Source organism: Falsiroseomonas oryziterrae (assembly GCF_021864505.1).
Lineage (GTDB): Bacteria > Pseudomonadota > Alphaproteobacteria > Acetobacterales > Acetobacteraceae > Falsiroseomonas > Falsiroseomonas oryziterrae.
In genome coordinates this window covers 1-25,176 of record NZ_JAKJIB010000023.1, presented here as the reverse complement: position 1 = coordinate 25,176, position 25,176 = coordinate 1, and the positions used below count along the sequence as shown (strand labels likewise).

At 71.2% G+C, this 25,176-nt stretch carries 22 protein-coding genes; 9 read left to right on the top strand and 13 right to left on the bottom strand.

Going from position 1 to position 25,176, the window contains the following annotated elements:
- Positions 1-215 (top strand): hypothetical protein (locus tag L2I40_RS04035; protein ID WP_237213581.1); only part of this gene is annotated, 215 nt, incomplete at its 5' end.
- A 3-nt stretch (positions 216-218) separates the two neighbouring features.
- On the opposite strand, the gene L2I40_RS04030 is transcribed toward L2I40_RS04035, so the two are convergent.
- From L2I40_RS04030 to L2I40_RS04020, 3 genes are read right to left on the bottom strand one after another with little or no spacing between them, the layout of a single operon-like run.
- Positions 219-410, bottom strand: coding sequence for a DUF2783 domain-containing protein (locus L2I40_RS04030; protein WP_237213580.1), 192 nt, complete (start codon positions 408-410; stop codon positions 219-221).
- Positions 407-2,035 carry an FAD-dependent oxidoreductase gene (locus L2I40_RS04025; RefSeq protein ID WP_237213579.1) on the bottom strand — a complete coding sequence of 543 codons (1,629 nt, stop codon included), beginning with the start codon at positions 2,033-2,035 and terminating at the stop codon, positions 407-409. Before L2I40_RS04025 ends, L2I40_RS04030 begins: the two co-directional genes overlap by 4 nt.
- Position 2,036: 1 nt before the next feature.
- Positions 2,037-3,017, bottom strand: coding sequence for an MBL fold metallo-hydrolase (locus tag L2I40_RS04020; protein WP_237213578.1), 981 nt, complete (start codon positions 3,015-3,017; stop codon positions 2,037-2,039).
- A 241-nt stretch (positions 3,018-3,258) separates the two neighbouring features.
- Here L2I40_RS04020 and L2I40_RS04015 point away from each other — a divergent pair, with 241 nt between their 5' ends.
- The gene (locus L2I40_RS04015) at positions 3,259-3,999 is read left to right on the top strand and encodes a Crp/Fnr family transcriptional regulator (RefSeq protein ID WP_237213577.1); all 741 of its coding nucleotides are present in this window, start codon (positions 3,259-3,261) and stop codon (positions 3,997-3,999) included.
- 67 nt (positions 4,000-4,066) lie between these two features.
- Positions 4,067-4,675: a hypothetical protein gene (locus L2I40_RS04010; RefSeq protein WP_237213576.1), complete on the top strand. Its 609-nt coding sequence runs from the start codon at positions 4,067-4,069 to the stop codon at positions 4,673-4,675.
- A 48-nt stretch (positions 4,676-4,723) separates the two neighbouring features.
- On the opposite strand, the gene L2I40_RS04005 is transcribed toward L2I40_RS04010, so the two are convergent.
- Entirely contained in the window at positions 4,724-7,033 is a 2,310-nt protein-coding gene (locus L2I40_RS04005) for a xanthine dehydrogenase family protein molybdopterin-binding subunit (protein ID WP_237213575.1), read from the bottom strand.
- 198 nt (positions 7,034-7,231) lie between these two features.
- Between L2I40_RS04005 and L2I40_RS04000 the strand changes: the two genes are divergently transcribed.
- Entirely contained in the window at positions 7,232-7,642 is a 411-nt protein-coding gene (locus tag L2I40_RS04000) for a hypothetical protein (protein ID WP_237213574.1), read from the top strand.
- Positions 7,643-7,652: 10 nt separating this feature from the next.
- On the opposite strand, the gene L2I40_RS03995 is transcribed toward L2I40_RS04000, so the two are convergent.
- From L2I40_RS03995 to leuC, 4 genes are all read right to left on the bottom strand, one after another.
- The gene (locus L2I40_RS03995; protein WP_237213573.1) at positions 7,653-10,796 is read right to left on the bottom strand and encodes an efflux RND transporter permease subunit; all 3,144 of its coding nucleotides are present in this window, start codon (positions 10,794-10,796) and stop codon (positions 7,653-7,655) included.
- A gap of 28 nt (positions 10,797-10,824) precedes the next feature.
- Positions 10,825-12,000: an efflux RND transporter periplasmic adaptor subunit gene (locus tag L2I40_RS03990; protein WP_237213572.1), complete on the bottom strand. Its 1,176-nt coding sequence runs from the start codon at positions 11,998-12,000 to the stop codon at positions 10,825-10,827.
- A gap of 80 nt (positions 12,001-12,080) precedes the next feature.
- A complete protein-coding gene (gene leuD / locus L2I40_RS03985; RefSeq protein WP_237213571.1) occupies positions 12,081-12,671 on the bottom strand; it encodes a 3-isopropylmalate dehydratase small subunit in 591 nt (196 codons plus the stop codon).
- Between the two features lie 5 nt (positions 12,672-12,676).
- The gene (gene leuC / locus L2I40_RS03980) at positions 12,677-14,041 is read right to left on the bottom strand and encodes a 3-isopropylmalate dehydratase large subunit (protein ID WP_237213570.1); all 1,365 of its coding nucleotides are present in this window, start codon (positions 14,039-14,041) and stop codon (positions 12,677-12,679) included.
- Between the two features lie 63 nt (positions 14,042-14,104).
- On the opposite strand from leuC, the gene L2I40_RS03975 reads away from it, so the two are divergent.
- The gene (locus L2I40_RS03975) at positions 14,105-14,992 is read left to right on the top strand and encodes an SMP-30/gluconolactonase/LRE family protein (protein ID WP_237213569.1); all 888 of its coding nucleotides are present in this window, start codon (positions 14,105-14,107) and stop codon (positions 14,990-14,992) included.
- The gene (locus L2I40_RS03970; protein ID WP_237213568.1) at positions 14,989-16,182 is read left to right on the top strand and encodes a CaiB/BaiF CoA transferase family protein; all 1,194 of its coding nucleotides are present in this window, start codon (positions 14,989-14,991) and stop codon (positions 16,180-16,182) included. The genes L2I40_RS03975 and L2I40_RS03970 overlap by 4 nt, the downstream gene beginning before the upstream one ends.
- On the opposite strand, the gene L2I40_RS03965 is transcribed toward L2I40_RS03970, so the two are convergent.
- The 5 genes from L2I40_RS03965 to L2I40_RS03945 all read right to left on the bottom strand — a co-directional run bounded on the left by L2I40_RS03965 (position 16,169) and on the right by L2I40_RS03945 (position 20,867).
- Complete coding sequence (locus L2I40_RS03965) at positions 16,169-17,005, bottom strand: universal stress protein (RefSeq protein ID WP_237213567.1); 837 nt, start codon at positions 17,003-17,005, stop codon at positions 16,169-16,171. The two genes, L2I40_RS03970 and L2I40_RS03965, sit on opposite strands and share 14 nt — an antisense overlap.
- Positions 17,006-17,064: 59 nt before the next feature.
- On the bottom strand, positions 17,065-17,208 hold the full coding sequence (locus L2I40_RS03960) for a hypothetical protein (protein WP_237213566.1): 144 nt from the start codon (positions 17,206-17,208) through the stop codon (positions 17,065-17,067).
- Positions 17,209-17,238: 30 nt separating this feature from the next.
- The gene (locus L2I40_RS03955; protein WP_237213565.1) at positions 17,239-18,456 is read right to left on the bottom strand and encodes an MFS transporter; all 1,218 of its coding nucleotides are present in this window, start codon (positions 18,454-18,456) and stop codon (positions 17,239-17,241) included.
- A 156-nt stretch (positions 18,457-18,612) separates the two neighbouring features.
- Complete coding sequence (locus L2I40_RS03950) at positions 18,613-20,007, bottom strand: FAD-binding oxidoreductase (RefSeq protein WP_237213564.1); 1,395 nt, start codon at positions 20,005-20,007, stop codon at positions 18,613-18,615.
- A complete protein-coding gene (locus L2I40_RS03945; protein ID WP_237213563.1) occupies positions 20,004-20,867 on the bottom strand; it encodes a dimethylarginine dimethylaminohydrolase family protein in 864 nt (287 codons plus the stop codon). The genes L2I40_RS03950 and L2I40_RS03945 overlap by 4 nt, the downstream gene beginning before the upstream one ends.
- Positions 20,868-21,120: 253 nt before the next feature.
- On the opposite strand from L2I40_RS03945, the gene L2I40_RS24450 reads away from it, so the two are divergent.
- The 3 genes from L2I40_RS24450 to L2I40_RS03925 form a co-directional block, all read left to right on the top strand.
- The gene (locus L2I40_RS24450) at positions 21,121-22,893 is read left to right on the top strand and encodes a Hint domain-containing protein (RefSeq protein ID WP_272910933.1); all 1,773 of its coding nucleotides are present in this window, start codon (positions 21,121-21,123) and stop codon (positions 22,891-22,893) included.
- 351 nt (positions 22,894-23,244) lie between these two features.
- Positions 23,245-24,588 carry a Hint domain-containing protein gene (locus tag L2I40_RS03930; RefSeq protein WP_237213562.1) on the top strand — a complete coding sequence of 448 codons (1,344 nt, stop codon included), beginning with the start codon at positions 23,245-23,247 and terminating at the stop codon, positions 24,586-24,588.
- Positions 24,589-24,687: 99 nt separating this feature from the next.
- Positions 24,688-25,176 (top strand): Hint domain-containing protein (locus L2I40_RS03925; RefSeq protein ID WP_237213561.1); only part of this gene is annotated, 489 nt, incomplete at its 3' end.

Below are 25,176 nucleotides of genomic sequence, written 5' to 3'. Positions count from 1 at the left end.
TGGAAGCCGCACCGCAGGCCGGCGAGGCGCGCGCGGCGCTGGCCGGCGTCCTGTTGCGCGACGCCGGCGGCACCTCGCGCGTCGTGCTGCCCTTCGACGTGCGCGGCCGCGCCCCGCTCGCGACCGATGCGGACGCGCCGGCCCAGGCCACAGCGATGGAAGCGGCTCTTGCCGATGCCTTCGCCGCGCTGGAGTCGGCCCTTCTCCGCCGCTGAGGCTCAGCCAGCCTCGCGCGCGAGAGCGATCGCCTGGCGCAGCGTGTCCATGTCGCCGATATGGTTGGCAAGCACCAGCACGAGCCGCGCATCCAACCGTCGCGACGCTTCCGCGTCGAGGCCGCGATGCGCCTCCACCAGCAGGGCGAAGAGCGCGTCGGGATCGGCCAGGCGGGGCCGCGTGTCGAGGGTCACCGCGCGATCTCCATGCTTGCGCCCGCCAGCGCCCTGTCATGCGCCGCGGCGATGGCGGCAGGATCGGGCGTGGCGAAGCGCGCGGCGACATGCTGGTCGGGACGGATCAGGACCGCGCCGCCCGCCGGCGCGGCGAAGCGGGCGCGGGCGAGCCCCGCATGGTCCCACAGCGCACCGGGCGTGCCGGCGTCGTCGACGAACACGGCCCGAACGCCGCGCGGCAAGGCGCCCGGCAGGGATGGTTCGGGCGGGCCGAAGACCAGCAGGCTGAACGCCCCGCCGAGGTGGCGCAGGAGCCAGTCCGGCGCGCCCTCGCGGAGCACCGGCGCATCCGGTGCAGGCGTCCCGGGCAGGGCGCCGCCGGCCCAGCCTTCGGGGCCGTTCAGGACGCTTCCCGTATAGGTGCTCGGCCGCGACAGCCGCCCCGAATTCACCACCGGCCGGGCGAAGGCGTGACGCGCGGCGAGTTCGAGCACCGCGTCGCGATAGGCCCGTGCGGCCTCGCCCTTCGGGGTGATGAACTCCGTGCTGCGCGTCGAGTTCAGGATGTTCTCGTCGGTCGCCGGGATGCGCTCCGCGTCGTAGCTGTCGAGCAGCGCCTCCGGCGCGCGTCCCTGCAGCACGAAGGCGAGCTTCCAGGCGAAGTTGTCCGCATCCTGCACGCCCGCATTCCCGCCACGCGCACCAAAGGGGCTGACCTGGTGCGCGGCATCGCCGGCGAAGATCACGCGCCCATGCCGGAAGCGCTCGAGCCGCCGGCACCGGAAGGTGTAGACGCTGACCCATTCCAGCTCAAAGGGCACCTGCTCTCCCAACATGGCGCGCACGCGCGGGATCACGCGCTCCGGCCGCTTCTCCTCCTCCGGATCCGCGTCCCAGCCGAGCTGGAAGTCGATCCGCCAGACATCGTCCGGCTGCTTGTGCAGCAGCACCGACTGGCCGGGGTGGAAGGGCGGGTCGAACCAGAACCAGCGCTCGGTCGGGAACCCGACGTCGCCCTTGATGACGACGTCCGCGATCAGGAACCGGTCGCGGAAGACCTGGCCCGTGAAGGGCAGGCCCATGCTGTCCCGGATGAAGCTCCGCGCGCCATCGCAGGCCAGCAGCCAGTCGGCGTGCAGCACATAGCTGCCGTCCGGCGCCTCGACAGCCAGCGTCGCGCCATCCGCGCGCGGCGTGACGGCGCCGATGCGGTGCTTCCAGCGCAACTCGACGCCGGCGGCGCGACAGGCCTCCACCAGCCATTCCTCGGCGTAGTACTGCTGCAGGTTCACGAAGGCCGGGTATTCGTGGCCCTCCTCCGGCAGCAGGTCGAACGCGTAGGCCTCGCGGTCGCGGTGGAAGACGCGGCCGGTCTTCCAGGTGATGCCCTTCTCGAGGAATCGCGCGCCCAGCCCGAGCCGCCCGTAGATCTCGAGCGTCCGCTTCGCGAAGCAGATCGCGCGCGATCCGAAGGACACCGTGTCGTCGTCGTCCAGCACGACCACCTGCACGCCCTGCTGCGCGAGGTCGAGCGCCAGCGTCAGGCCCACCAGGCCGGCGCCCCCCACCACGACCTGGCGCCGTTCCTCCGCCGCCGGGATCGGCGCCGGGGCGTAGCGCGGGTTGGCGTAGGTTGCCGGCATCTCAGCCATGCACCTCGGCGGATTTCATGGGCGTCCCATGCTCCAGCGCGCGCCACATCTCGACGTCGCGCTCCGCGGTCCAGATGCGTGGGTGGTCCAGCCCCTTCGCCTCGTCATAGGCGCGCGTGACGTTGAAGGGCATGCAGTGCTCGAAGATCACCCACTGCCCGTATTTCGGCCGCATGAAGCCCACCGCGTCGTCGTAGATCGCCTTGAGGTCCCAGCCCTTCTCGACGCCCTGCCGGACGCGGGCGAAGAGGTCGGAGGTGAAGGCGCGGGTCCCCGCAATGGCTTCCGCGCATTCTGCCTTCGACATCAGCGCGCGGCCGCGCCCCGGCACCATCTTCTCCGGGCCGAGCGCGCTGATCGCGTCCAGCGTCGCCGGCCAGTCGGCGAAATGCGCGTCGCCGCAATACGGCGTGGCGCCGAACTCCACCGTGTCGCCGGCGAACAGCACCTTCTCCTTCGGCAGCCAGACCACCGTATCGCCGGCGGTGTGGCTGCGCCCGACATGGATCACCTGCGCCTCGCGCTCGCCCAGCCAGAGCGTCATGCGTCGCTGGAAGGTATGGGTCGGCCAGGTCAGGCCGGGGATCGTCTCCTTCCCGCGGAACAGCCGCGGGAAGCGGCCGATCTCGCTGTCCATGTCCTGCTGCCCGCGCTCAACGATCAGTGCGCGCGTCGCGTCCGATGCGATGACGGCCGGCGTTCCGTAGCCGGCGACGCCCAGCACGCGGACCGCGTGATAATGGCTCAGCACGACCTGGGTGACGGGCTTGTCGGTGACGGCGCGGATCCGCGCGATCACGTCCTGGGCCATGGCGGGGGTGGCCTGCGCGTCCACCACGACCACCCCGTCCCGCCCCACGATCACGCCAGAATTCGGGTCGCCCTCGGCCGTGTAGGCATAGAGGCCCGGGCCCAGCTCGTCGAAGGAGACGTTCTTCTCGGCGAGGTCGTTGGTCGATGCAAATCCTGACATGGCCCTTCCCCTCGGCACGCTGCCGGGCGCGCCTTTGCCGCAAAGGTGGCATGCGGCACGGCCCAGGCAAGCGCGGCCAGGGCACCGGAGCGGCGCCGCGGCGGGCGCAACCCCAGATGGAACAAGTGAACATGAAGGAAATGCACATTTTCTCAGCCGTCGACCGGCACTAGCTTGCCTTCGTCGGAAGGCTCCTGCGGCGGCGGGTCCGACTCGAGTTGGGGAAGAGACGACGTCGGACATGAGCCGAGCCACCACCACGCTGACCCCCTTGCCGGGCGCCTGCGCGGCCTGTGCCGTGCGCCCCTTCGCCCTGTTCCGGGTCATCCCCCAGGCTCGGGTCGGCGAGATCGCCCGCGTGCGCTCCGGCGTGCGCCTCGTGCGCGTCGGGGAAGCCATCCGCGACCGGGTCTTCACCCTGTATGCGGGCTGGGCCTTCACCTGGACGGCGACACCGGACGGCCGGCGCCAGATCCTGGACTTCCATCTGCCCGGCGATCTGGTGGAGCGCGCGGAAGACGGGGCCGAGGTCGAGGCGCTGACCGATGCATCCTTCTGCATCCTTTCGCGCGAGCGCCTCTGCGAGTTCATGGGCCGCGACCCGAGCCTCGCGCTGTCCTATGCCGAAGGTTTGACCCGCGACCGGGCCCGGCTGCGCGAGCGCCTGACCAGCCTCGGACGGCGCGACGCGGTGGGTCGTGTGGCGCACCTGCTGCTCGAGATCCATGGCCGCATCCAGCGGCGCGGCGGCGGCGACTCCCGCGGTGCCCCGGTGCCGCTGAAGCAGGCGCACATCGCCGATGCGCTCGGGCTCTCCGTCGAGCATGCCAACCGCGCTCTCGCCGTGCTCCGCAAGGACGGCATCGCCACCCTGGCGAAGGGCCGGCTCGACATTCTCGATCGCGACGCGATGGAGGAGGTCGCCGGCTGGGATGGGCCGCCCGCCGTCGAGCCCCTGGCACCACGCACCGCCGTCGTCTGACGACTTCAACGCCGCGCGGCTTTCGGTCTAGCTTCGTCGTCGGAACGGACCGGAGAGAGTTGCTGCAATGCGCTTGCGTCGTGCGCTGATCTTCGCCGCCCTCTTGCTCGCGGCCGGGCCGGCGCGTGCGCAGACGGTGGACCCGTCCTTCAATCTCGTGAATCGCAGCGGCCAGACGATCAACGAGATCTATGTCTCGCCGGTGACGCAGCCGAACTGGGGCCGTGACCTGCTCGGCGCCGAGGTCCTGCCGAACGGCCGCGCCTTCCCGGTGCGAATCGCGCCCTCGGCCGGCTGCCGGCAGGACGTGCGTGTCGTCTACGCCGATGGCCGGCCGGAAGAACGGCGCAACGTGGACACCTGCGCGATTGCGGAGATGGTGTTCGGCACGGCCGCGCCTGCCGCGCCACGACAGGGCGGCACCGGAGCGAACCCCTCATTCAACCTGGTGAATCGCGGCGCGCAGCCGATGCGCGAGGTCTACGTTTCCTCGGCGCGCGAGACGACCTGGGGCGCGCAGCGCCTGCAGCAGCCCCTGCAGCCAGGCGCCCACCTGCCCGTCAGCCTGCCGCTCGACGATTGCGTGAACGACGTCCGCGTCGTGTGGGCGGACGGCCGTGCCGAGGAACGCCGGCAGGTGGACACCTGCCGGCTCGTCAACCTCGTCTTCCAATAGGCGACGCCCGCGGAAGCCTGCCGGCCTCCGCGGCGTCGCTGCCCTTCATCAGGCGGCGTGCAGCGCCTTCCACACCGTCTCCGGCGTCGCCGGCATGTCCACCACCTTGCCGCCGAGGGCGTCGACCAAGGCGTTGATGACCGCGGGCGGCGAGCCGACGGCGCCCGCCTCGCCCGCGCCCTTCACGCCGAGCGGATTGGTCTGGCAGTCCACCTCGATCAGGTCGACGTCGATGTCCGGCAGGTCGTCCGCGCGCGGCAGCGCGTAGTCCATGAAGGAGGCCGAGAGCAGCTGGCCCGAGCCGTTGTCGTAGGCGGTCCGTTCGAACAGCGCCTGGCCCAGCCCCTGCGCCACGCCGCCATGCACCTGGCCGCGTACGATCAGCGGGTTCAGCGCGTGGCCGACATCGTCCACCACGATGTAGCGCGGCACGCTGACCACGCCGGTCTCCGGGTCCACCTCCACCTCGGCGACGTGGCAGCCATTCGGGAAGGTGTGCGCCTCGATCTTCGCCGTCTCCATCGCATCGAGCAGGATGGCGGACTGACCGGCCGCGACGCGCTTCCGCTGCGCCGCTGCCAGATCAAGGATGCCGACGCCGCGGTCGGTGCCCGCCACCGCGAAGCGCCCGTCCTTCGGCGTGAACTCGATATCGGCGACCGCCGCCTCCAGGTGCTCGGCCGCCGCCTGCTTGCCCTTCTCGATCACGCTCGCAGTCGTCACCAGGATCGCCTGGCCTTCCGAGTAGAGGCTGCGCGCGCCGCCCGTTCCGCCGCCATCCGGCAGCGTCTCGGAATCGCCCTGCTTCACGCGGATCCTGTCCACGGGCACGCCGAGTTCATGGCTGGTGAGCATGGCATAGGCCGTCTCGTGCCCCTGGCCGGTGCTCTGCGTGCCGACATAGACGTCCACCATCCCGTCCTCGGCGAAGACCACCTTGGCGTTCTCCGTTGGGCCGCCGCCCGTCGCCTCGAGGTAATAGGCCACGCCGATGCCGCGCTTCTTGCCCCGGCGCGCAGCCTCCGCCCGCCGTCCCTCGAAGCCCGCCCAGTCGATCTTCGTCAGTGCCGCATCGAACAGCGTCGCGAAATCGCCGCTGTCGTAGCGCTGGCCCATCGCGGTGACGTAGGGCATCGCGCTCTGCGGCACCATGTTGCGCTTGCGGAGCTCGATCCGGTCGATCTTCAGCTCGCGCGCCGCTGTGTCGATCAGGCGCTCGACCAGGTAGTTCGACTCCGGCCGCCCGGCGCCGCGATAGGCATCCACCGGGACGGTATGCGTCATCACGCCGAGCACGTTGGCGTGGATCGCCTCGAAGCCGTAGACGCTGGCAAGCACCTTGGTGCCGGCGCCGGTCGGGATGAAGGGTGCGAAGGTGTTGAGGTAAGCGCCCATGTTCGCCCAGTTCTTCGTGCGCAGCGCGAGGAACTTGCCGTTCGCGTCCAGCGCCAGCTCGCCGAGCGTGATGTTGTCGCGCCCATGCGTGTCGGACTGGAAGGCCTCCGTCCGCTCGGAGGTCCACTTCACCGGCCGCCCGACCTGCTGCGCGGCGAAGGCGACCAGCACATGCTCTGCATAGAGATAGAGCTTCATGCCGAAGCCGCCGCCGACATCGGGCGTGACCACGCGGACGCGCGCCGGGTCGATCTTGAAGACGGTGTTGGCCAGCAGGTTGCGCACCAGCCAGGAGCCCTGGGTGTTGGTGTGAACCGTCAGCCGCTCGCCCTCCCAGGCGGCCACCGCGGCGCGGGCTTCCATGGACGCCACCACGACGCGGTTGTTCACCACCGTCAGGCGCGTGACATGCGCGGCGCGCGCGAAGGCGGCGTCGGCCTTCGCCTTGTCGCCGGCTTCCCAGTCGAAGGCGATGTTGTTCTTCGCCTCCGGCCAGACCAGCGGCGTGCCGGGCTCATGCGCCGTGGCAAGGTCGGTCGCGGCCGGCAGCACGTCGTACTCCACCAGCACGGCCTCGGCGCCGTCTCGGGCGGCCTGGAGCGTCTCGGCCACGATGAAGGCGACAGGGTCGCCGACATGGCGGACGGTATCGGTGACAAGCGCCAGCCGCGGCGTCTCGGCGCGCGGCGTGCCGTCGCGGTTCTTGAGCGGGATGACGCAGGGAACCGGGCCCAGTCCCGCCTTCTCGAGGTCGGCGCCCGTGATCACAGCGAGCACGCCGGGAATGGCGCGCGCCGGCGCCGTGTCGATCGAGGTGATGCGCGCATGGGCATGCGGGCTGCGCAGCACCACGCCATGCGCCTGTCCCGGCATGCCGATGTCGTCGGTATAGCGTCCCTGTCCCGTGAGCAGCCGCGGGTCCTCGACGCGCCGCACCGACTGGCTCAGGCCGAACTTCGCCATGGTCTCCGTCCCCAACTCCGTGTCCGTCCCATCATCTGACGGCTTCGGCCCGTTCGGGAAGGGGGCAACCGGGCGGCACGGTCCGCGTTCGCCGCCATGAGGACCCCGCGCCGCCCGGCTTGCCCCCGGGTGGCGCGGCGTGAGCGGTTGGGCGCCAAAGGCGGGCGCACCGATGATCGTCAACGGGGAGATCCGTTCATGCGCTTGATCCGCGCCGCCCTTGCCGCCCATCTGCTGTCCGGCTTGCCCGGCGCCATGCCCGCCTTTGCGCAGTCGAGCACCCAGGCCGAGGCCCTGCGCGCGCTGCGCGAGGCGGAGGGCGAGTTGCGCGACACCATCAGGCGCTTCGACGAGGGGGGGCTGCCACGCGGCATGGTCGTCTCGCGGCTCCGCCAGGCGCTGAACGAGGTGGAGCGGGCCATGCTGCGCCTGCCGGCCGACGCTCGTCAGGGGCCGCCCTGGCAGACCGCGGTGCGAGAGGTGAGCCAGGCGATGGCGGCGCTGCGCGATGAAGCCGCCGACCCCGCCGCGGCCCGCGCCGCGGCCGGCGAGGCGCTGGGCACCCTCCCGGCGCTTCGGGGGGAGGAGACGGGGTCGTCCGGCGGCTGACCGCCCCCCGCTACTCCGCCACCACCGGCCGCGCGTCGCGCCGGAACCGCGCCTTCACCTTCTCCCGCATCGTCTGGAAGACGACGTAGAGCATCGGGATCATGAAGATCCCGATCAGCGACGCCATGATCATGCCGCCGAAGACGGGCGTGCCCACGGCGCGGCGAGAGGCCGAGGCCGCACCGGTCGCGATGACCAGCGGCACCAGGCCCAGGATGAAGGCGACCGAGGTCATCATCACAGCGCGGAAGCGCAGCCGCGCCCCCATCACTGCGGCCTCACGGATCGGCTTGCCGGCCTCGCGCTGCTCCTTCGCGAACTCGACGATCAGGATCCCGTTCTTCGCCGCCAGGGCAATCAGCACCACGAGCCCGACCTGCGCGTAGATGTCGAGCGCCATGCCCGTCACCCCGATCGCCGCGAAGGACCCGAGGACGCCGACCGCGATCGACAGCAGCACCGGAACCGGGATCACCCAACTCTCGTACAGCGCGACGAGGAACAGGTAGGCGAACAGCACCGCGAGCGCGAGGATCAGCCCGGTCTGGCCCGCCGCCTGCTTTTCCTGGAAGGCGGTGCCGGTCCATTCGAAGCTGTAGCCCTGCGGCAGGACGCGCTCCGCGATGTCCTCCATCGCCGCCAGCGCCGCGCCGGAGGACACGCCCGGCGCCGGCGCGCCTTGGATCGCGACCGAGCGGACGTTGTTGAAGCGGTTGATCGTCTGCGGCCCAAGCACGATCCGCGCATCCGCGACGGAGCGCAGCGGCACCATCTCGCCGCGGCTGTTGCGCACATGGATCCGCCAGAGGTCGGGGATATCGTCGCGGTCCAGCGCCTCGGCCTGGATGTTCACCTGCCAGGACCGGCCGAACAGGTTGAAGTCGTTGATGTAGAACCCGCCGAGCGTGGTCTGGAGCGCGGCGAAGATGTCGCTGATGCGGATGCCGAGCGCCTGCGCCTTGTCGCGGTCCACATCAAGGAAGAGGGAAGGGGTGTTCGCCGCGAAGGTCGAGAAGACGCGTGCCAGCCGCGGATCCTGGTTCGCGGCGACCACGAGGCCGAGCATGGCCGAGGCCATCTCCTCCGGTGGCCTGCCCTCGAGGTTCTGCAACTGGAACTGGAAGCCCGAGCCCGTGCCGAGGCCGATGATCGGCGGGATGTTGAAGGCGAAGGTATTGGCCGTCAGGATCTGCTGCGTCGCGCCGAAGACCCGTCCGATCGCCGCGAAGACGCTTTCCTGCGCCGCGGTGCGGTCGGCGAAGGGCTTCATCCGCACCACGATGAACGCCGAGTTCGACTGCGCGCCGCCATCGACGAGGCTGAAGCCGACGATGGACAGCACACGGTCCACGCCCGGCGTGCCCTGGATCATGCCCTCGATCTGCTCCACCACCGCGCGCGTGCGGGACAGGCTCGCGCCCTGGGGCAGCTGGGTCTGCACGAAGAAGGCGCCCTGGTCCTCCTCGGGCAGGAAGCCCTGCGGAGTGCGGTTCGACAGCCACCATGTGCCGCCTGCGAAGACCGCCGTCAGCACCAGCGAGATGACGGAGATCCGCACAAGCCGCGCCACGATGTCGCCGTAGCGGTCGCGCACCCAGTCGATGCCCCGCATCACCGTCGCCAGCACGCCCTTCCGAGGCCCGTGGTGCGGCCGCAGGAACACCGCGCACAGCGCGGGCGAGAGGGTCAGCGCATTGATCGCCGAGATCACCATGGCGACCGAGACGGTGACCGCGAACTGCGCCATCAGCACGCCCGACAGGCCAGGGATGAAGCCGATGGGCACGAAGACGGACAGCAGCACCAGTGTGATCGCGATGATCGGCCCGGTGATCTGCGACATGGCCTTCTTCGTGGCCTCTGCCGGCGTCAGATGCGGCTCCTCCTCCATCACGCGCTCGACGTTCTCGACCACCACGATGGCGTCGTCGACGACGATGCCGATCGCCAGCACCATCGCCAGCAGCGACACGGTGTTGGCCGAGAATCCGACCAGCAGCAGCACCGCGAAGGTGCCGATCAGGCTGACCGGAACGGCGATCACCGGGATGATCGTCGCGCGCAGGCTGCCGAGGAACAGCAGCACCACGATGACCACGAGCACGAAGGCCTCGAGCAGGGTCTTGATCACCTCGTGCATCGTCTCCACGACGAAGGTCGAGGTGTCGTAGAAGACCTGGGTCCGCATCCCGTCCGGGAAGCGGCGCGACAGGTCGTCGAGCGTGCGCGAAAGGTTCGCCGCTGCCGTAACCGCGTTGGCGCCTGGCGAGAGATAGGTTGCGACGGTGACCGCCGGCCGGCCGTCCAGCCGGCTCTCGGTGTCCATGCGCGCCGCGCCGAGTTCGATGCGCGCCACGTCGCGCACGCGGAGCAGCGACCCGTCTTGGTTGGCGCGGATCACGATGGCGCCGAATTCCGCCGGCGAGGTCAGGCGGCCCTGGGTCTGCAGGTTGATCTGGAACTGCTGGTCGTCCGAGATCGGCTGCGCGCCGATGCGCCCCACCGCCGCCTGGACGTTCTGCGCCTGGATCGCCTGGATGACGTCGGACGGCGTCAGGTTCAGGCTGATCAGCCGATCCACCTCGAACCAAATGCGCATGGAGTAGTCCATCGCGCCGAAGATCATCACGGAGCCGATGCCCGGCACGCGGGCCAGGCGGTCCAGCATGTTGATCGTGATGTAGTTCGAGATGAACAGGCTGTCGTGCTGCGGGTTGTCCGATGTCACGGCGATGAACTGCAGCACCGCGGAGGACTGCTTGCGCACCGTCACGCCGGCGCGCTGGACCTCCTGCGGCAGCCGCGCCAACGCCTGCTGGACGCGGTTGTTCACGTTCACCGTCGCGATGTCCGGGTTGGTGCCCAGCGCGAAGGAGACCGACAGCGCATAGGTCCCGTCATTGGCGCTGTTCGAGGACATGTAGATCATGCCCTCCACGCCGTTCACCGCGCTCTCGATCACCTGCGCGACCGTGGATTCCACCACCGAGGCCGAGGCGCCGGGATAGGTGGCGTTCACCGAGACCTGCGGCGGGACGATGTCCGGGAACTGCGCGACCGGGATCCGCAGCATCGCGAGCCCGCCCGCGAGCGTCAGGAGGATGGAGATCACGATCGCCAGCCGCGGGCGATCGACGAAGACGGCGGAGATCATGGCGCGCGCGGTCCTGTCGTGCCCGGGCTCAGCCGCGCGGCGCCTGGGCGGCGCCCGGAGCGCGTATGGCCGGCGGTGCGGCCGGGGCGGCCTGCACCGGCTGGCCGGGGCGCACACGCTGCACGCCTTCGGTCACCACGGTCTCGCCGCCTTCAAGGCCACGCTCGATCACGACCTGGTCGGCCACGCTGCGACCCAGCGTTACCCCGCGGCGCTGCGCGCGGTTCTCCCGGTCCACGACGAGCACGAAGTTGCCCTGCTGGTCCTGCAGCACAGCCGCGCGCGGGATGACGACGGACGGGACCGGCTCCGCGCCCTCGACGAAGACAGTGACGAACATGCCGTCGATCAGCGGCCGTTCCGGCTCGCCGGTCGGCCCGGCCTCCGACCGCAGCGGGTTCGGCATCACCGCGCGGATCAGCAACGTATCGGTGTCGCGGTTCACCTGGGTGTCGATGAACTCGATGCGGCCGGCTTGGTTGAAGATCTGCCCGCTTGCCAGCCGGATGCGCACCCTCACCGCGGCGACTCCGCCCCGCCCCTCGAACCGGTCGCGCAACTCGATCCCGGTCCGCAGGCTGACCGGGAAGGCGACCCGCATCGGGTCCTGGCTCACGATCGTTGCGAGCGGCCCCGCATCTGGCCCGACCACGGCGCCGGGCGAGAAATTGGCACGGCCGATCTTTCCGGCGAAGGGTGCGGTGATCTCGGTGTAGCCGAGGTTGATGTTGGCGACCCTGAGCTGCGCCTGCGCGCCGAGAAGCGTGGCTTGCGCGGCGCGCTGGGCGGCCGTCGCATCGTCCACGCGGGCCTGGGTGCCCGCCTGGGTCCGCACCAGCTCCCGCGCGCGGTTCAGCTGGATCGTGGCGTTCGCCAGTTCGGCCTCGGCCGAGGCGACCTGTGCCGCCGCCTGCGCCACCTGGGCCTCGAAGGGCGCGCGTTCGAGCCGGAAGAGCAGCTGGCCCTCGGTGACTTCCTGGCCCTCGCGGAACAGCCTCTCCTGCAGGAAGCCGGTGACACGGGCGCGCAGGTCCACCCGGTCGATCGCCTCGATCCGGCCGACGAACTCGGTGCTCTCGGTGATCGGGCGACGCTCGGCCGTGATCACGCCGACCGCGGGCGGACCCTGCGGACCGGGCTGCGACGCGGCCGGCAGGGCGGAAAGCAGGAGCACAGCCAGCAGGCTGGCGCGAAGGACAAGCATGCGAGACATCCAGGATCGGCCTGCATGCCAAACGCGTCGCCGCGCCCGCGTCAAGTGAAGCCTTGTCCGGGTCGCTCTTGTCAGCCGCGTGCCGCCTCGAACGCCGCAATTTCGGGCAAGAGCGTCATGGTCAGCCCGATCTCGTCCAGCCCGCGCAACAGGCAGTCGCGCGAGAAGGCGGGGATGGTGAACCCGTAGGCAAGGGCGCCAGGTCCGTCCACGCGCTGCGCCTCGAGGTCCACCGTGATCTCCGCGCCGGGCGTCTCCGTCACCGCCATCCGCAGCGCGGCGCAGGCCGCCTCGGGCAGGCGCACCGGCACCAGCCCGTTCTTGAGCGCGTTGCTGAAGAAGATGTCGCCGAAGCTCTCGGCGATCACGCAGCGCAGACCCATCGCGAGCAGGGCATAGACCGCCGCCTCGCGCGACGACCCCACGCCGAAGTTGCGCTGCGCAACCAGGATGCCGGCACGGTCATAGGGCGGGCGGTTGAGCACGAACTCCTCGCGCGGCGCACCCTCGGGCGTGAAGCGCAGGTCGTGGAAGCCGTAGGTCGGATAGCGTTCGTCCCGCGGCCGGCGCAGGAAGCGCGCGGGCAGGATCTGGTCGGTGTCCACGTTGGACATTTCGAGCGGCGCGGCGATCGCCGTGACCAAGGTGAAAGGCTCCGGCACGACGCTCAACCCTCCGCCGCGACCAGCCGGCCCGCGACCGCCGAGGCGGCCGCCGAGGCCGGCGAGACCAGATGCGTCCGCGCCCCGCGCCCCTGCCGGCCGACGAAATTGCGGTTGGAGGTGGAGGCGCAACGCTCCCCCTCCGCCACGCTGTCGCCGTTCATCGAGACGCAGAGCGAGCAGGCGCTCTCCTCCCAGCTCGCGCCCGCCTCGGTGAAGATTCGGTCGAGCCCTTCCGCTTCCGCCTGGCGCTTCACGCTGGTCGAGCCCGGCGAGACGAGCATCGGCACGGCGATCCGCCGGCCCTTCAGCACCGTGGCGGCGGCCCGCAGATCCTCCAGCCGCGAATTGGTGCAGGAGCCGAGGAAGACGCGGTCGAGCTTCACGTCGGCGAGCGCCTCGCCGCCCGCGAGCCCCATGTAGTCGAGGCTGCGCTGCCAGGCCTTGCGGCGCGCCTCGTCCGGGGCCTGCTCGGGACGTGGCACGCGGCCCGACAGTGGCACCGCCTCCTCCGGGCTGGTGCCCCAGGTGGCCATCGGCGCGATGCGCCCCGCGTCCAGTCGCACCTCCTGGTCGAAGCCGGCATCCTCGTCGCTGCGCAGATGCGCGATGTCCACCGGCTTCGCGAAGGGTCGCCCGGCCAGCCAGGCGAGCGTCGTCGCGTCCGGGGCGACCATCCCGGTGCGAGCGCCCGCCTCGATCGCCATGTTGCAGAGGGTGAGCCTTCCCTCGACCGACAGCGCGCGCACAGCGGTGCCGGCGAACTCGATGGCGCCCCCCTGCGCCCCGCCCGTGCCGATCTCCGCGATCAGCGCCAGCGCCATGTCCTTGGCGGTGCTGCCCTCCGGCAGCGTGCCGTCGAAGGTCACACGGATCTGCCGCGGCAGGGACTGCCAGATCGTCTGCGTGGCGAAGACATGCGCGACCTCGCTGGCGCCGATGCCGAAGGCGAGCGCGCCGAGCGCACCGTGGCTGCTCGTGTGGCTGTCGCCGCAGACCACGGTCATGCCCGGCAGCGTCAGGCCGAGCTCGGGGCCGGCGACGTGCACGATGCCCTGCCGCGGGTCCGCCATCTCGAAGGCACGGATGCCGGCCTCCCGCGCATTCCGCTCGAAGGTCTCGATGATGCCGCGGATCTCGGGGTCGGCGATGGCCGCGGTGCTGCGCGCCCGCGTCGGCGCGTAATGGTCGCCGAAGCCGAAGGACAGGTCGGGCCGGCGCACCTTCAGGCCGCGCGCGCGGAGCATGTTGAAGGCGTGGAAGCTGCCCTCGTGGAAATAGTGCCGGTCCACGTAGAGCAGGCAGAGCCCGTCGTCGCGCCGGTGCACGACATGAGCGTCCCAGATCTTTTGGAAGAGCGTCCTCGGCATGGTGCGGGCAAGCTGCGTCCGCGGCGGCTGGACCGCAAGGCCCCCTCACGGCAGGGTGCCCGCATGTGGTTCGATCCGCCCCGCCCGATCGCGGCGACCCTGCTCTCGCGCCTGCCCGACACGCTGCGCCGCCCGAAGCCCAGCGCCTGGGCGCAGGCCAACCGCGGCGGTGCTGCGATCGACAGCTTCCTCGAAGGACCCTGCTTCGACGCGGCCGGCAACCTCTTCTGCGTGGACATTCCGCACGGCCGCGTCTTCCGCGTCGCCGGCAGCCACTGGGAGACGGTGATCGAGTACGAGGGCTGGCCGAACGGCCTCGCCGCCCGCGGGACCGAGCTGGTCGTCACCGACTATCGTCACGGGCTGCTGTCGCTCGATCCGCGCGACGGCGCCATGGCGCCGATCCTGGAGACGGTGGTGTCCGAGGGCTTCCGCGGGCTGAACGACGTGATCCTGCATCCGGACGGCTCCCTGCTCTTCACCGACCAGGGCCAGACCGGGCTGCAGGATCCGACCGGACGCGTCTGGCGCCTGCATGCCGATGGCCGCGTGGATCGGCTGATCGCCAACGGACCGAGCCCGAACGGCCTCGTCCTGAACCGGTCGGCGACGCATCTGATGGTCGCGATGACCCGCAGCTGCGAGGTCTGGCGCTTCGCCCTGCGCCCCGACCCTATTGTCGGCAAGGCGAACCTCTTCTTCCGCACGCCGGCCGGCACCTCCGGGCCCGACGGGCTGGCGGTGGACGCGCATGACCGGTTGTTCGTGGCCAATCCGGGCCATGGTCAGGTCTGGGTGGTGGACCCGCATGGCGTCTGCACCCACCGGGTGGACTGCACCGCCTTCGGCCGCATGCCGACCAACTGCACCTTCGCGCCGGACGGCCGCACGCTGGTGATCAGCGAGAGCGACTCCGGCTGTCTCCTCGCCGCCGAGATCCCGCCGCCATGACCTCGCCCACGCCGCTCAAGGGCCTGAACGTCGTCGAGTTCACCCACATGGTCATGGGCCCGACGGTGGGCATGACGCTCGCCGATCTCGGCGCCTCGGTCGTGAAGGTGGAGCCCGCGCCGGACGGCGACACCACGCGCCGCCTCACCGGATCCGGCACCGGCTTCTACCCCGCCTTCGGCCGCGGCCGCCGCAGCCTCGCGGTGGACATGAAGGCGCCGGAGGGCATGGCGCTGGTCAGGCGCCTTGTCGCCCGCGCCGATGTCGTGGTGGAGAACTTCCGCCCCGGCGCGATGGCGAAGCTCGGCCTCGGCTACGCGCAGCTCTCGGCCGAGAACCCGCGCCTGGTCTATTGCTCCTGCAAGGGATTCCTGCCCGGCCCCTACGAGCACCGCACCGCGCTCGACGAGGTCGTGCAGATGATGGGTGGCCTCGCCTACATGACCGGGCCGGAAGGACGGCCGCTGCGCGCGGGCAGCAGCGTCATCGACATCATGGGCGGGCTCTCCGCCGTCATCGGCATCCTCGCCGCGCTGCGCGAGCGCGAGGCGACGGGACGCGGCGGCGAGGTGCAGGCCGGCCTGTTCGAGACGGTCGCGCTGCTGATGGCGCAGCACATGGCGCAGACCGCGATCACCGGCACGGCGCCGCCGCCCATGTCGGTGCGCACGCCGGCCTGGCCGGTCTACGACGTCTTCGACACCGCGGATGGCGGCCAGGTCTTCGTCGGCGTCGTCACCGACACGCAATGGCCCGCCTTCTGCGAGGCCTTCGGCCTGCAGGACCTCGCCGCCGATCCCTCGCTCGCCACCAAGCAGCAGCGCGTGCTGGCCCGCGGCCGCACCCTGCCGCGCGTCGCCGACGCGCTGCGGCGCTGGACCAAGCCAGACCTCATGGCGACGTGCGAGTCGCTCGGCCTGCCCTTCGCACCGATTGGCAAGCCGGCCGATCTGTTCGACGACCCGCACCTGCAGGGCTCCGGCGGGCTCGTGCCGATCACCCTGCCGGGCGGGAGCACGACCGCCTTGCCGGCGCTGCCCGTCGCGCTGGACGGCGCGCGGCCCGGCGGCGCCGGCGACCTCCGGCCGCCCGGTGCGGACGGGGCCGAGATCGCGGCCGAACTCGGCTACTCCGAGGCGGAGATCGCCGCGCTGCTGGACAAGCGGGTCCTGACCGTCAGCGGGCGATGAAGATCGGCACCGGGCAGTCGCGCAGCAGCACGTCGGTCGTGCTGCCGACCAGCATCCGGATCAGGCTCGAGCCGCCGAAGGCGCCCATCACCATCATCCGCGCACCGGTCGCCCCGACGGCAGCGAGCACCGCCTCCGCCACGTCGCGTCCGGTGAGCGGCAGCGGCTCCGCCGCAATGCCGCGCGTGGCAAGGATCGCCACGCCCTCATTCGCCAGCCGCAAGGCATCGTCCCGTCCAGCGCCCAGCGCCGCGACCCGCACCGGCTGACCTCCTGCAAGCCCGAGCAGCGCGAACAGGTGAAAGGCTTCGCGGGCCGGCGCCGAGCCGTCATAGGCCGCGAGCACCGGGCCCTTCAGGGCCAGCGACGCGCCCGGGGGCACCACCAGCAGCGGTCGCGCGCCGTCGCGCAGCAACGCCTCGATCACCGGCGCCACGCCGCCATCCGCCTGCTCGCGGCCCAGCGTGCAGTCGCGGCCGAGCACGATCAGGTCATGCGTCGCTCCCGCCTTCACCAGCGCCGGCTCGGGCGCGTCTTCGAGCCGCACCGTCTCGTAGGACAGGCCGCCGGCCGCGGCCGCGCAGTCCGCGAGCGCCGCCTCGGCCTCGCGTTCCGCCTGCTCGGTCAGCGCCGCGTCGCGGTGCGCCTTGAAGGCGCCGGCACCCAGCGGCACCGCCTCGTGACCGTCCTGCGTATGCGGTCGGTCCAGCACGACCGCGGCCGTCAGCTTCGCGCCCGTCGCGCGCGCCAGGGCGATGGCGGCGTCGCGCGCGGCGACCGCGCCCGGGGTATCGTCGAGCGCCACCAGGATGCTGCGCAGCATGGTCCGGTCCTCCTGCAACCAGGGTAGAGCAGCCGGCAGCATCGCGGCAGCCCCGCCGGTCAGTGGCAGGCCGCGCAGGTGGCGGCCGCCATCCGCCCCACCGTTCCGCCCGCCTGCACCCCCGTGGTCAGCAGGAGATGGCCGAGCAGCGCGCCGCCCAGGATCCCGCCGAGCACCGCCACCATGATCAGGATGCGTCTCATGCGCGCCTCCCTCCCTCGGTGCGGGACAGGCTAGCGCTGCCGCCGCAGTACCAGGAAGCCGATCGAGCACAGGATCAGCCCGCCCGCGAAGGTGCTGAGCGCCGCGGCGACGCCGCCCCAGCCCGCCATCAGCCCCGACAGCCCCTGCAGCACCGCGGCGCCCAGGAAGAACGACAGATTCGCCGCCGACAGCGCGCGTCCCGCCTGTTCCGCCGGCACCGCCGCCCGCACCAGCGAGAACCCGATCACCTGGAAGGAGATCGCCAGCCCGAAGCCGATGAGGAGCGCGAGGTCGTAGCCGGCCGGCATCGCGGCCAGTCCGAAGGCCTGCGATGCCACCCCGCCCGGCCCGCCCGCGATCAGCAGCAGGATCAGGAGCGCGGCAAGGATGTGGCTGCCGGCGAGCAACGCGCCGGCGCGGCCGAAACGCCGCAGCACCAGCCCGGCCAGCGCTGGCCCGACGGTCAGCGCGACGGTGCAGGCGAGCAGGATGTTGCCGGCCTCCACCCGCGGCAGGTCCTTGGCCTCCATCAGCCACGGCCCGCCCCAGAGGCCCCGCACGCCGAGCACCGCGGCGAAGGAGGCGAAGACGAAGACCGTCACCGCGCGGAGCTTCGGCTGCCAGGCCATCGCCAGCACCTCCCGCGAATCATGCAGGAACCCGCGCGAGGGCCGTGCCTCCGGCCGGACCGCAGGGACGAAGGCGGCGACGGCGACGATCGCCAGCGCGGCGAGCACGGCGCAGGCCCAGTAGCCGGCGCGCCAGTCCGTCGCCTCGATCAGCAACGCGAGGGGGCTCGCGGAGAGCAGCATGCCGGTGTTGCCGACCGCCTGGATGATGCCCGACCAGGTGGCGAAGCGCGCCGTGGTCAGCGCGCGCGCGGCGAAGGTGATCGGGCACATCAGCATCCCCGAGCAACCGGCGCCGAGCACCACCTGCGCCAGCAGCATCCACCACGGGCCGGTCGCCAGTGCGGCCATCACGGCGCCGCAGCCCGCCACCGTCAGCAGGAACAGCGAAACGCGCTTCACCCCGTGCCGATCCAGCGCGATGCCGACCGGGATCATCACGGCGGCGAAGGCGAGCGGAAAGGCGCCGGTCAACTGCGCCAGCGTCTCCGCGCTGATGCCGAGGTCGCGCGTCAGCACATCCGCCGCGATCGCCGGGATGGTCCGCACCGCGTTGGAGAAGACGTGTCCGAGGCAGAGGACGAGGATGGGAAGGGTAACCGATGCGACGGCGGTCATCGGCGCCATCCCGATGCGGCCCGCAGAGCGGGCCGAGCGCGCGAAGGCGCGCCGCGCACAACCCACCAGCGCAGCCGGGCGCCACCGTGGCCTGCGCGCAAGCCACTCGACGCATCGCGTCGAGGCCGGAGGCCGCGCCCGGCGTTTGAGGGCATATCAGTTTCTAAACATCTTGCCCGGATTCATGATCCCCTTGGGATCGAGCGCCGCCTTCAGGCTGCGCATCACCGCCAGCGCTTCCGCGCCGTGCTCTCGCTCCAGGAACTCGCGCTTGCCGAGGCCGATGCCGTGCTCGCCCGAGCAGGTGCCGCCCAGCGCCAGCCCGCGCTCGACGATCCGCCGGTCCATGTCCCAGGCGCGCTCCAGGCCCTGCGGGTCGTTCGGATCGTAGAGCACCATCTGGTGGAAGTTGCCGTCGCCGACATGCCCCACGATGCAGGTCGGGTGGCCGAGCGCCTGCGCCTCCTGCTTCGCCCCGACCAGCGCCTCCACCAGGCGGGAGATCGGCACGCAGACATCGGTGGTGAGCGCCTTCCAGCCGGGCTTCGACGCCACGCCGGCCCAGTAGCTGTCGTGCCGCGCCTTCCACAGCTTCGCGCGCTCGGCGGGATCGGTCGCCCATTTGAACCCGCTGCCGCCATGGCCCGAGGTGATCGCCTCCACCGCCTCGGCCTGCTCGCGCACGCCGGCCTCGCTGCCGTGGAACTCGAGGAACAGCGTGGTCGCCGCCGCGTAGCCCTCGAGCTTCGAATAGGCGATCGCCGCCGCCATCATGTCGTCGTCCAGCAGTTCGATGCGCGCGACGGGGATGCCCATCTGCATCACCTCGATCACGCTCTCCACCGCGCCCTGCAGCGTCGGGAACTGCACCACCGCGCTCGACATCGCCTCCGGGATGCCGTGCAGCCGTAGCCGCACCCTGGTGACCACGCCGAGCGTGCCCTCGCTGCCGATGAAGAGCCGCGTCAGGTCGTAGCCGTTCGCCGCCTTGCGCGTCCGCCCGCCGGTCTCGATCACCCGGCCGTCCGCCAGCACCACCTCGAGCCCCAGCACGTTCTCCCGGATCGTGCCGTAGCGCACCGCATTGGTGCCGGAAGCGCGCGTCGCCACCATGCCGCCCAGCGTGCAGTGGCTGCCCGGATCCACGGGGAAGAACATGCCCTGGTCGCGCAGGTGGTCGTTCAGCTGCTGGCGCGTCACGCCCGGCTCCACGACGCAATCCATGTCCTCGGCGTTCACCTCGAGGATCGCGGTCATGCGCGAGAGGTCGAGGCTGATGCCGCGCCGCACCGGGTTCACATGCCCTTCCAGCGAGGTGCCGGCGCCGAAGGGCACCACAGGCACCTCGTGCCGGTGGCAGAGCTCCACCAGCCGGCTGACCTCCTCGGTCGTTTCCACGAAGGCGACGGCGTCGGGCAGCGTCGGCGTGGAGCTGTCCTCGCCGCGGCTGTGCTGCTCGCGCACCGTCGCGTTGGTGGACAGGCGCTCGCCGAGGAAGCCGCGCGCGGCGGCGATGACCGCGTCCACGGGGCGGGGCGTGAGGGTGTTCATGCGGTCTCGTCTCGCACCAGCGGGCAGGTCAGGCAATGCGGCCCGCCGCCGCCGGCCGTGAACAGCGACAGGTCCGGGTCGAACACCGTCAGGCCTTCCGCGCGCAGGGCCGCGTTCAGCGCCGTGCTGCCGCGTGACGAGATCACCCGGCCGCCGCCGAGGGCCAGGATGTTGCAGCCGAGCCGCATGGCGTCCCGGTAGGGGACGGGGATCGCCCGGATGTCGTGGGCGGCCAGCCACCCGAGGAATGCCTCGCCCAGCACATCGACGCAGGCCACGGCCAGGCCCGGCGCCGCCATGCAGAACAGCACGTCGAGATGCAGGAAATGCTCGTCGAAGGGCTCGACCCGGCACTCCCAGCCCTCGGCACGCAGCCATCCGGCGAGCTGCGTCGCGCCGGCCTCGTCCGTGCGCCCCCCGCTCGCGCCGATCGCGGCGAGGCCCGGGCGCAGGATGTGCACGTCGCCGCCCTCGAGTGTCCCGGCGCTCGACTTGCGCCAGAACCCGCTGCCCTGCGCCGCGTGCCAGTCGAGCACGGCGGCGTATTCGCCGCGCCGCTGCGGCCGTTCGAGCTGGCACAGGACAGGCCCCCAGGGCGTCACCACGGCCTGGTCGCGGGTATAGGCCATGTAGGGCAGGTGCGGCTCCGGCGGCAGCACCTGCACCGCGACGCCGGCCTCCCGCAGCGCGGCTGCCAGTTCGTCATGCTGCGTGCGCAGGTCGCGCGGATCGGGCTGTGCGCCGGCCGCCAGGGTGCGGCGGACGACGGCGTTCGTCGGGATCCAGCGGTAATGGTCTGGCGGGCAGAGCAGGACCTCGCGCAGCCATCCCGTCTCGCTCGCCACGGCGAAGCGCGTCATCGGCCGAGGGTGCCGTGGCAGGTCGGCCGCGGCAAGGATCCGCCGCCGCCGGGCCGGCCAGAATCGGCCACAACCGGAGCGAGAAGAAACGCGAACCCTACAACGTAGAAACCTTTCGATTTACTGGAGAAAATAGAACTTTTCAAATATTCGCGGCGGTCAAAGAATTATCTTGTTTGAAATGGCAGAAAGTCTCTTGTGCCTTGTCGCGAAGCCGGAACATGACGACGAGCGAAGCGGCTGAGGGACTGGCGTGAGCGGATCGACAATTCCAGGGGCCAACGCGCCGATCCCCGCACCGACGGGTGGCGGCTCACAGGTCTTACGCTGGGACGGCACGCAGTGGGTGCTGGTCTCCGGCCCCTCCAATCCCCTGGCCGACACCGTCCCGGCCGACGCCTTCTTCGGCGGCAATGGCGACAACAACCGCACCGGGACCAACAACCCGACCTTCATGAACGGCCGGGATGGCGACGACACGCTCAACGGCGGCGGCGGAAACGACATCCTGATCGGCTCCGGCGGCGCGGACAGTATCTTGGGCGGCGCCGGCGCCGACACGCTGATCGGCGCCGATGCCACCGTCGGCGGCACGCTCGGCAATCCCTCTTTCACCGTCTCGGGTGTCGGAGCTCCCGACACGCTCCTCGGCGGCACCGGCGACGACGTCTTCATCATCACCGAGGTGACCGATAGCGCCGTCGAGAACGGGAATGAGGGCCTCGACACCGTCCTCGTCGCGGGCGGCCTCACGACCTACACGCTGACCTCCAACGTTGAGAACCTGGCGCCGCTGAATCCGGCCACCACCGCGGGCCTCAACCTCACCGGCAATGACCTCGACAATTCCATCACCGGCGGCGCCGGCGCCGACACGCTGAACGGCGGAAACGGCAGCGACACCCTCTCCGGGGGCGGCGGTGCGGACTCGCTCGTCGGCGGCACAGGCAACGACCTGCTCGACGGTGGCGCCGACGCCGATACCCTGATCGGCGGCAACCAGAATGACACCCTGATCGGCGGCGACGGCAATGACCGGCTGGACGGCGGCACCGATGCGGACTCGCTGGTCGGCGGATCCGGCAACAACACGCTGCTCGGCGGGAACGGCAACGACACCATCATCTCGACGTCGCGCGCCGACACGATCGATGCCGGGGCCGACAACGACTTCGTCCTGCTCGGCCCATCCGGCGCCGCGAATGCGCAGGGCGGGGTGGGCAACGACACCCTGTCCTTCGACTTCGACGGCAAGATCACCGTCACCGGCGCGGCCGGGCAGCAGCCTGGCGGCAACTACGTCATCACCGGCCCCAACGGTTTCACGACGAGCATCGGCGGCTTCGAGAACATCCGCCTCGCGGATGGCAGGGACGTGCCGCTCGTCCCCGGCCATTTCGTCGTCTGCTTCGCGTCTGGCACGCGGATCCTGACGTCGCTGGGCGAGAAGCCGGTGGAGGCGCTGCGGTCGGGTGACCTGGTGGCGACCGTCTCGGGTCGCGGCGCGCCGATGAAGCCGGTGCTCTGGATGGGCCAGCGCCGCATCACGCTCGCCGGCAACCCGCAGGCCGAGGCGCTTGCCCCCGTTCGCATCCGGGCCGGCGCGCTGGGCGAGGCCACCCCGCATCGCGACCTGCTGGTCTCGCCCGACCACTGCCTGCTGCTGGACGGCGCGCTGGTGCCGGCGCGACTGCTGGTGAACGGGACGAGCATCGTGGTGGAGCGCGACCTGGCCGAGGTGACCTACTGGCACATCGAGCTGGAGGCGCATGACGCGGTGCTGGCGGAGGGTGCTGCGGCGGAAAGCTGGATGGACTGCGGCAACCGGCACTGGTTCGCCAATGCCGATGTGGCGCAGATGCAGGTGGACGCGCTGCTGGAGAGCTACGGCACCGGCTTCGACGAGAGCCGCGCCTGCGCCCCCCTGCTGCATGGCGGCGAGCGCCTCGCCACCATCCGCCACGCTATCGAGCTCCGCGCCATGACGCCCGTCGCGGCCCCCGTGCCCCGTCAGGCTGCGGCATGAGGGGTGATCTGCCCCCGTTCTCGCTGCGGGCCTGGCAGGGCGCGGCCATGTAGCCGCGGCGACGACGCGGCACGGCGCCGCGTCACCGGGCGTCTTCCATGCGGGCGACCGGCTCGCAAAAAAAGACTCTCCCGCCTGCAACTCACGGTCGCTTGTGTCGGCGTAATCGACTGATCCGCCAACAGAAGCGGATTTGCCTTCACAACGTACGGTTTAGCTAGCGTTGTTGCCGTCCGCGACAGAGTTCTTTAACGATCCGATCACGATGGGTGCATTCGCGTGCCGAGTCGCCGTCCGCGGTGTGCCGGGGTGGGGCGATCGCGGATCGGCGCAAGGGTAAGGGGTCGGATCATGTCAGGTGCGAGCACCGTTCCTAGCGCGGGTAACGACAGTCTTACCGGCAACGACAATGCCAACACGATCGACGGCCTTGGCGGCAATGACACGATCCTCGGGCTCGGCGGTGCCGACTCGTTAGTCGGAAACACCGGCAACGACTCTCTTATCGGCGGCGCCGGAAACGACACGCTGCTCGGGGACGACGGGAACGATCTGCTGTCCGGCGGCGCCGATAACGACCTTCTCGTTGGCGGCGACGGCGCCGACACCTTCATCAGCGGCGGTGGCGCCGACTCGATGCTCGGTGGCGGTGGTCTCGACAGCGCCACGCTGGACGGCGCCGACACCTTCGAGGGCGGCGCCGGCGAGGACACCATCGTCGCGACCGGAAACCAGAACCTCATTTACGGCAACGCCGCGCAAGGCGCCGGCGCCGAGGCTGACTTCATCAGCGTCAACGGCGACGCCAACACCGTGGACGGCAACAACGGCGCCGACACTGTCAACATCTTCGGCACCGGCAACCTGATCGGCGGCGGCAACCAGATCGACGTTCTCGGCTTCCTGGGCGAGGGCGAAGTCACCATCACAGCCCTCGGCGGCGGCAACTATCTTGTCGAGGGCGCCGGCAATGTCGCCACGACTGTGAGCGGCTTCGAGAACCTGAACCTCGGCAACACCATCGTCGGCTTCCCGGGCGGTGGCGGCGTGTTCCCCGTCGTCTGCTTCGTCACGGGCACGCGGATCCTGACGTCGCTGGGCGAGAAGCCGGTGGAGGCGCTGCGGTCGGGTGACCTGGTGGCGACCGTCTCGGGTCGCGGCGCGCCGATGAAGCCGGTGCTCTGGATGGGCCAGCGCCGCATCACGCTGGCCGGCAACCCGCAGGCCGAGGCGCTTGCCCCCGTTCGCATCCGGGCCGGCGCGCTGGGCGAGGCCACCCCGCATCGCGACCTGCTGGTCTCGCCCGACCACTGCCTGCTGCTGGACGGCGCGCTGGTGCCGGCGCGGCTGCTGGTGAACGGCACCTCGATCACGGTGGAGCGCGACCTGGCCGAGGTGACCTACTGGCACATCGAGCTGGAGGCGCATGACGCGGTGCTGGCGGAGGGTGCTGCGGCGGAAAGCTGGATGGACTGCGGCAACCGGCACTGGTTCGCCAATGCCGACGTGGCGCAGATGCAGGTGGATGCGCTGCTGGAGGGCTACGGCACCGGCTTCGACGAGAGCCGCGCCTGCGCCCCCCTGCTGCATGGCGGCGAGCGCCTCGCCACCATCCGGCACGCCATCGAGTTCCGGGCTGCCTCGCCCGGAGCGCAGGCCGTCACGGCGGAGAGCGTCCGCATCGCCGCCGCCTGACCCTGTCCGGCGGGGCTTCACAGCCCCGCCGCGGACCGGCAAGACGACGGACGCCGTCCGCGACGCGGCCGGAATCCGTCATCTGCCGCCCGGAGCGCGATGCCCCAGCCAGCCCAGATGCCCGAACGCGGACGCGGCTTCGCGGAAGGTACGCGGATCCTGACGGCACGCGGCGAGGTGCCGGTGGAGCGCATCGCCGCCGGCGACCTCGTCCTGACCCTGTCCGGCCTCGGCGTGCCCCTCAAGCCGGTCCGCCGGGTCATCCCCGTCGAGGCGGAGGAGACCGAGGCCGCGCTGCGCCTCGGCCCCGGCGCGCTGGCCGCCGGCATGCCGATCCGCGACCTCGTGGTCGGCCCGGCGCAGCCGCTTCGCGTCGAAGGGGTGCTGCTGGCGGCCGAAAGCCTCGCCAACGGCCTCAGCATCCGGCCCGATCCCACCGCAGGCCGACGCTGGATCATCGAACTCGACCGCCCCGACGTGATCGTCGCGAACGGCGCCCCGGCCGCTGCCTGGCCCGAGGCCCTCGATGCGGCGCCGCAGGACCCCGCGCAGCTGGCCGCCATCCGCGCCGCCGTCGCCGCGCGCGCC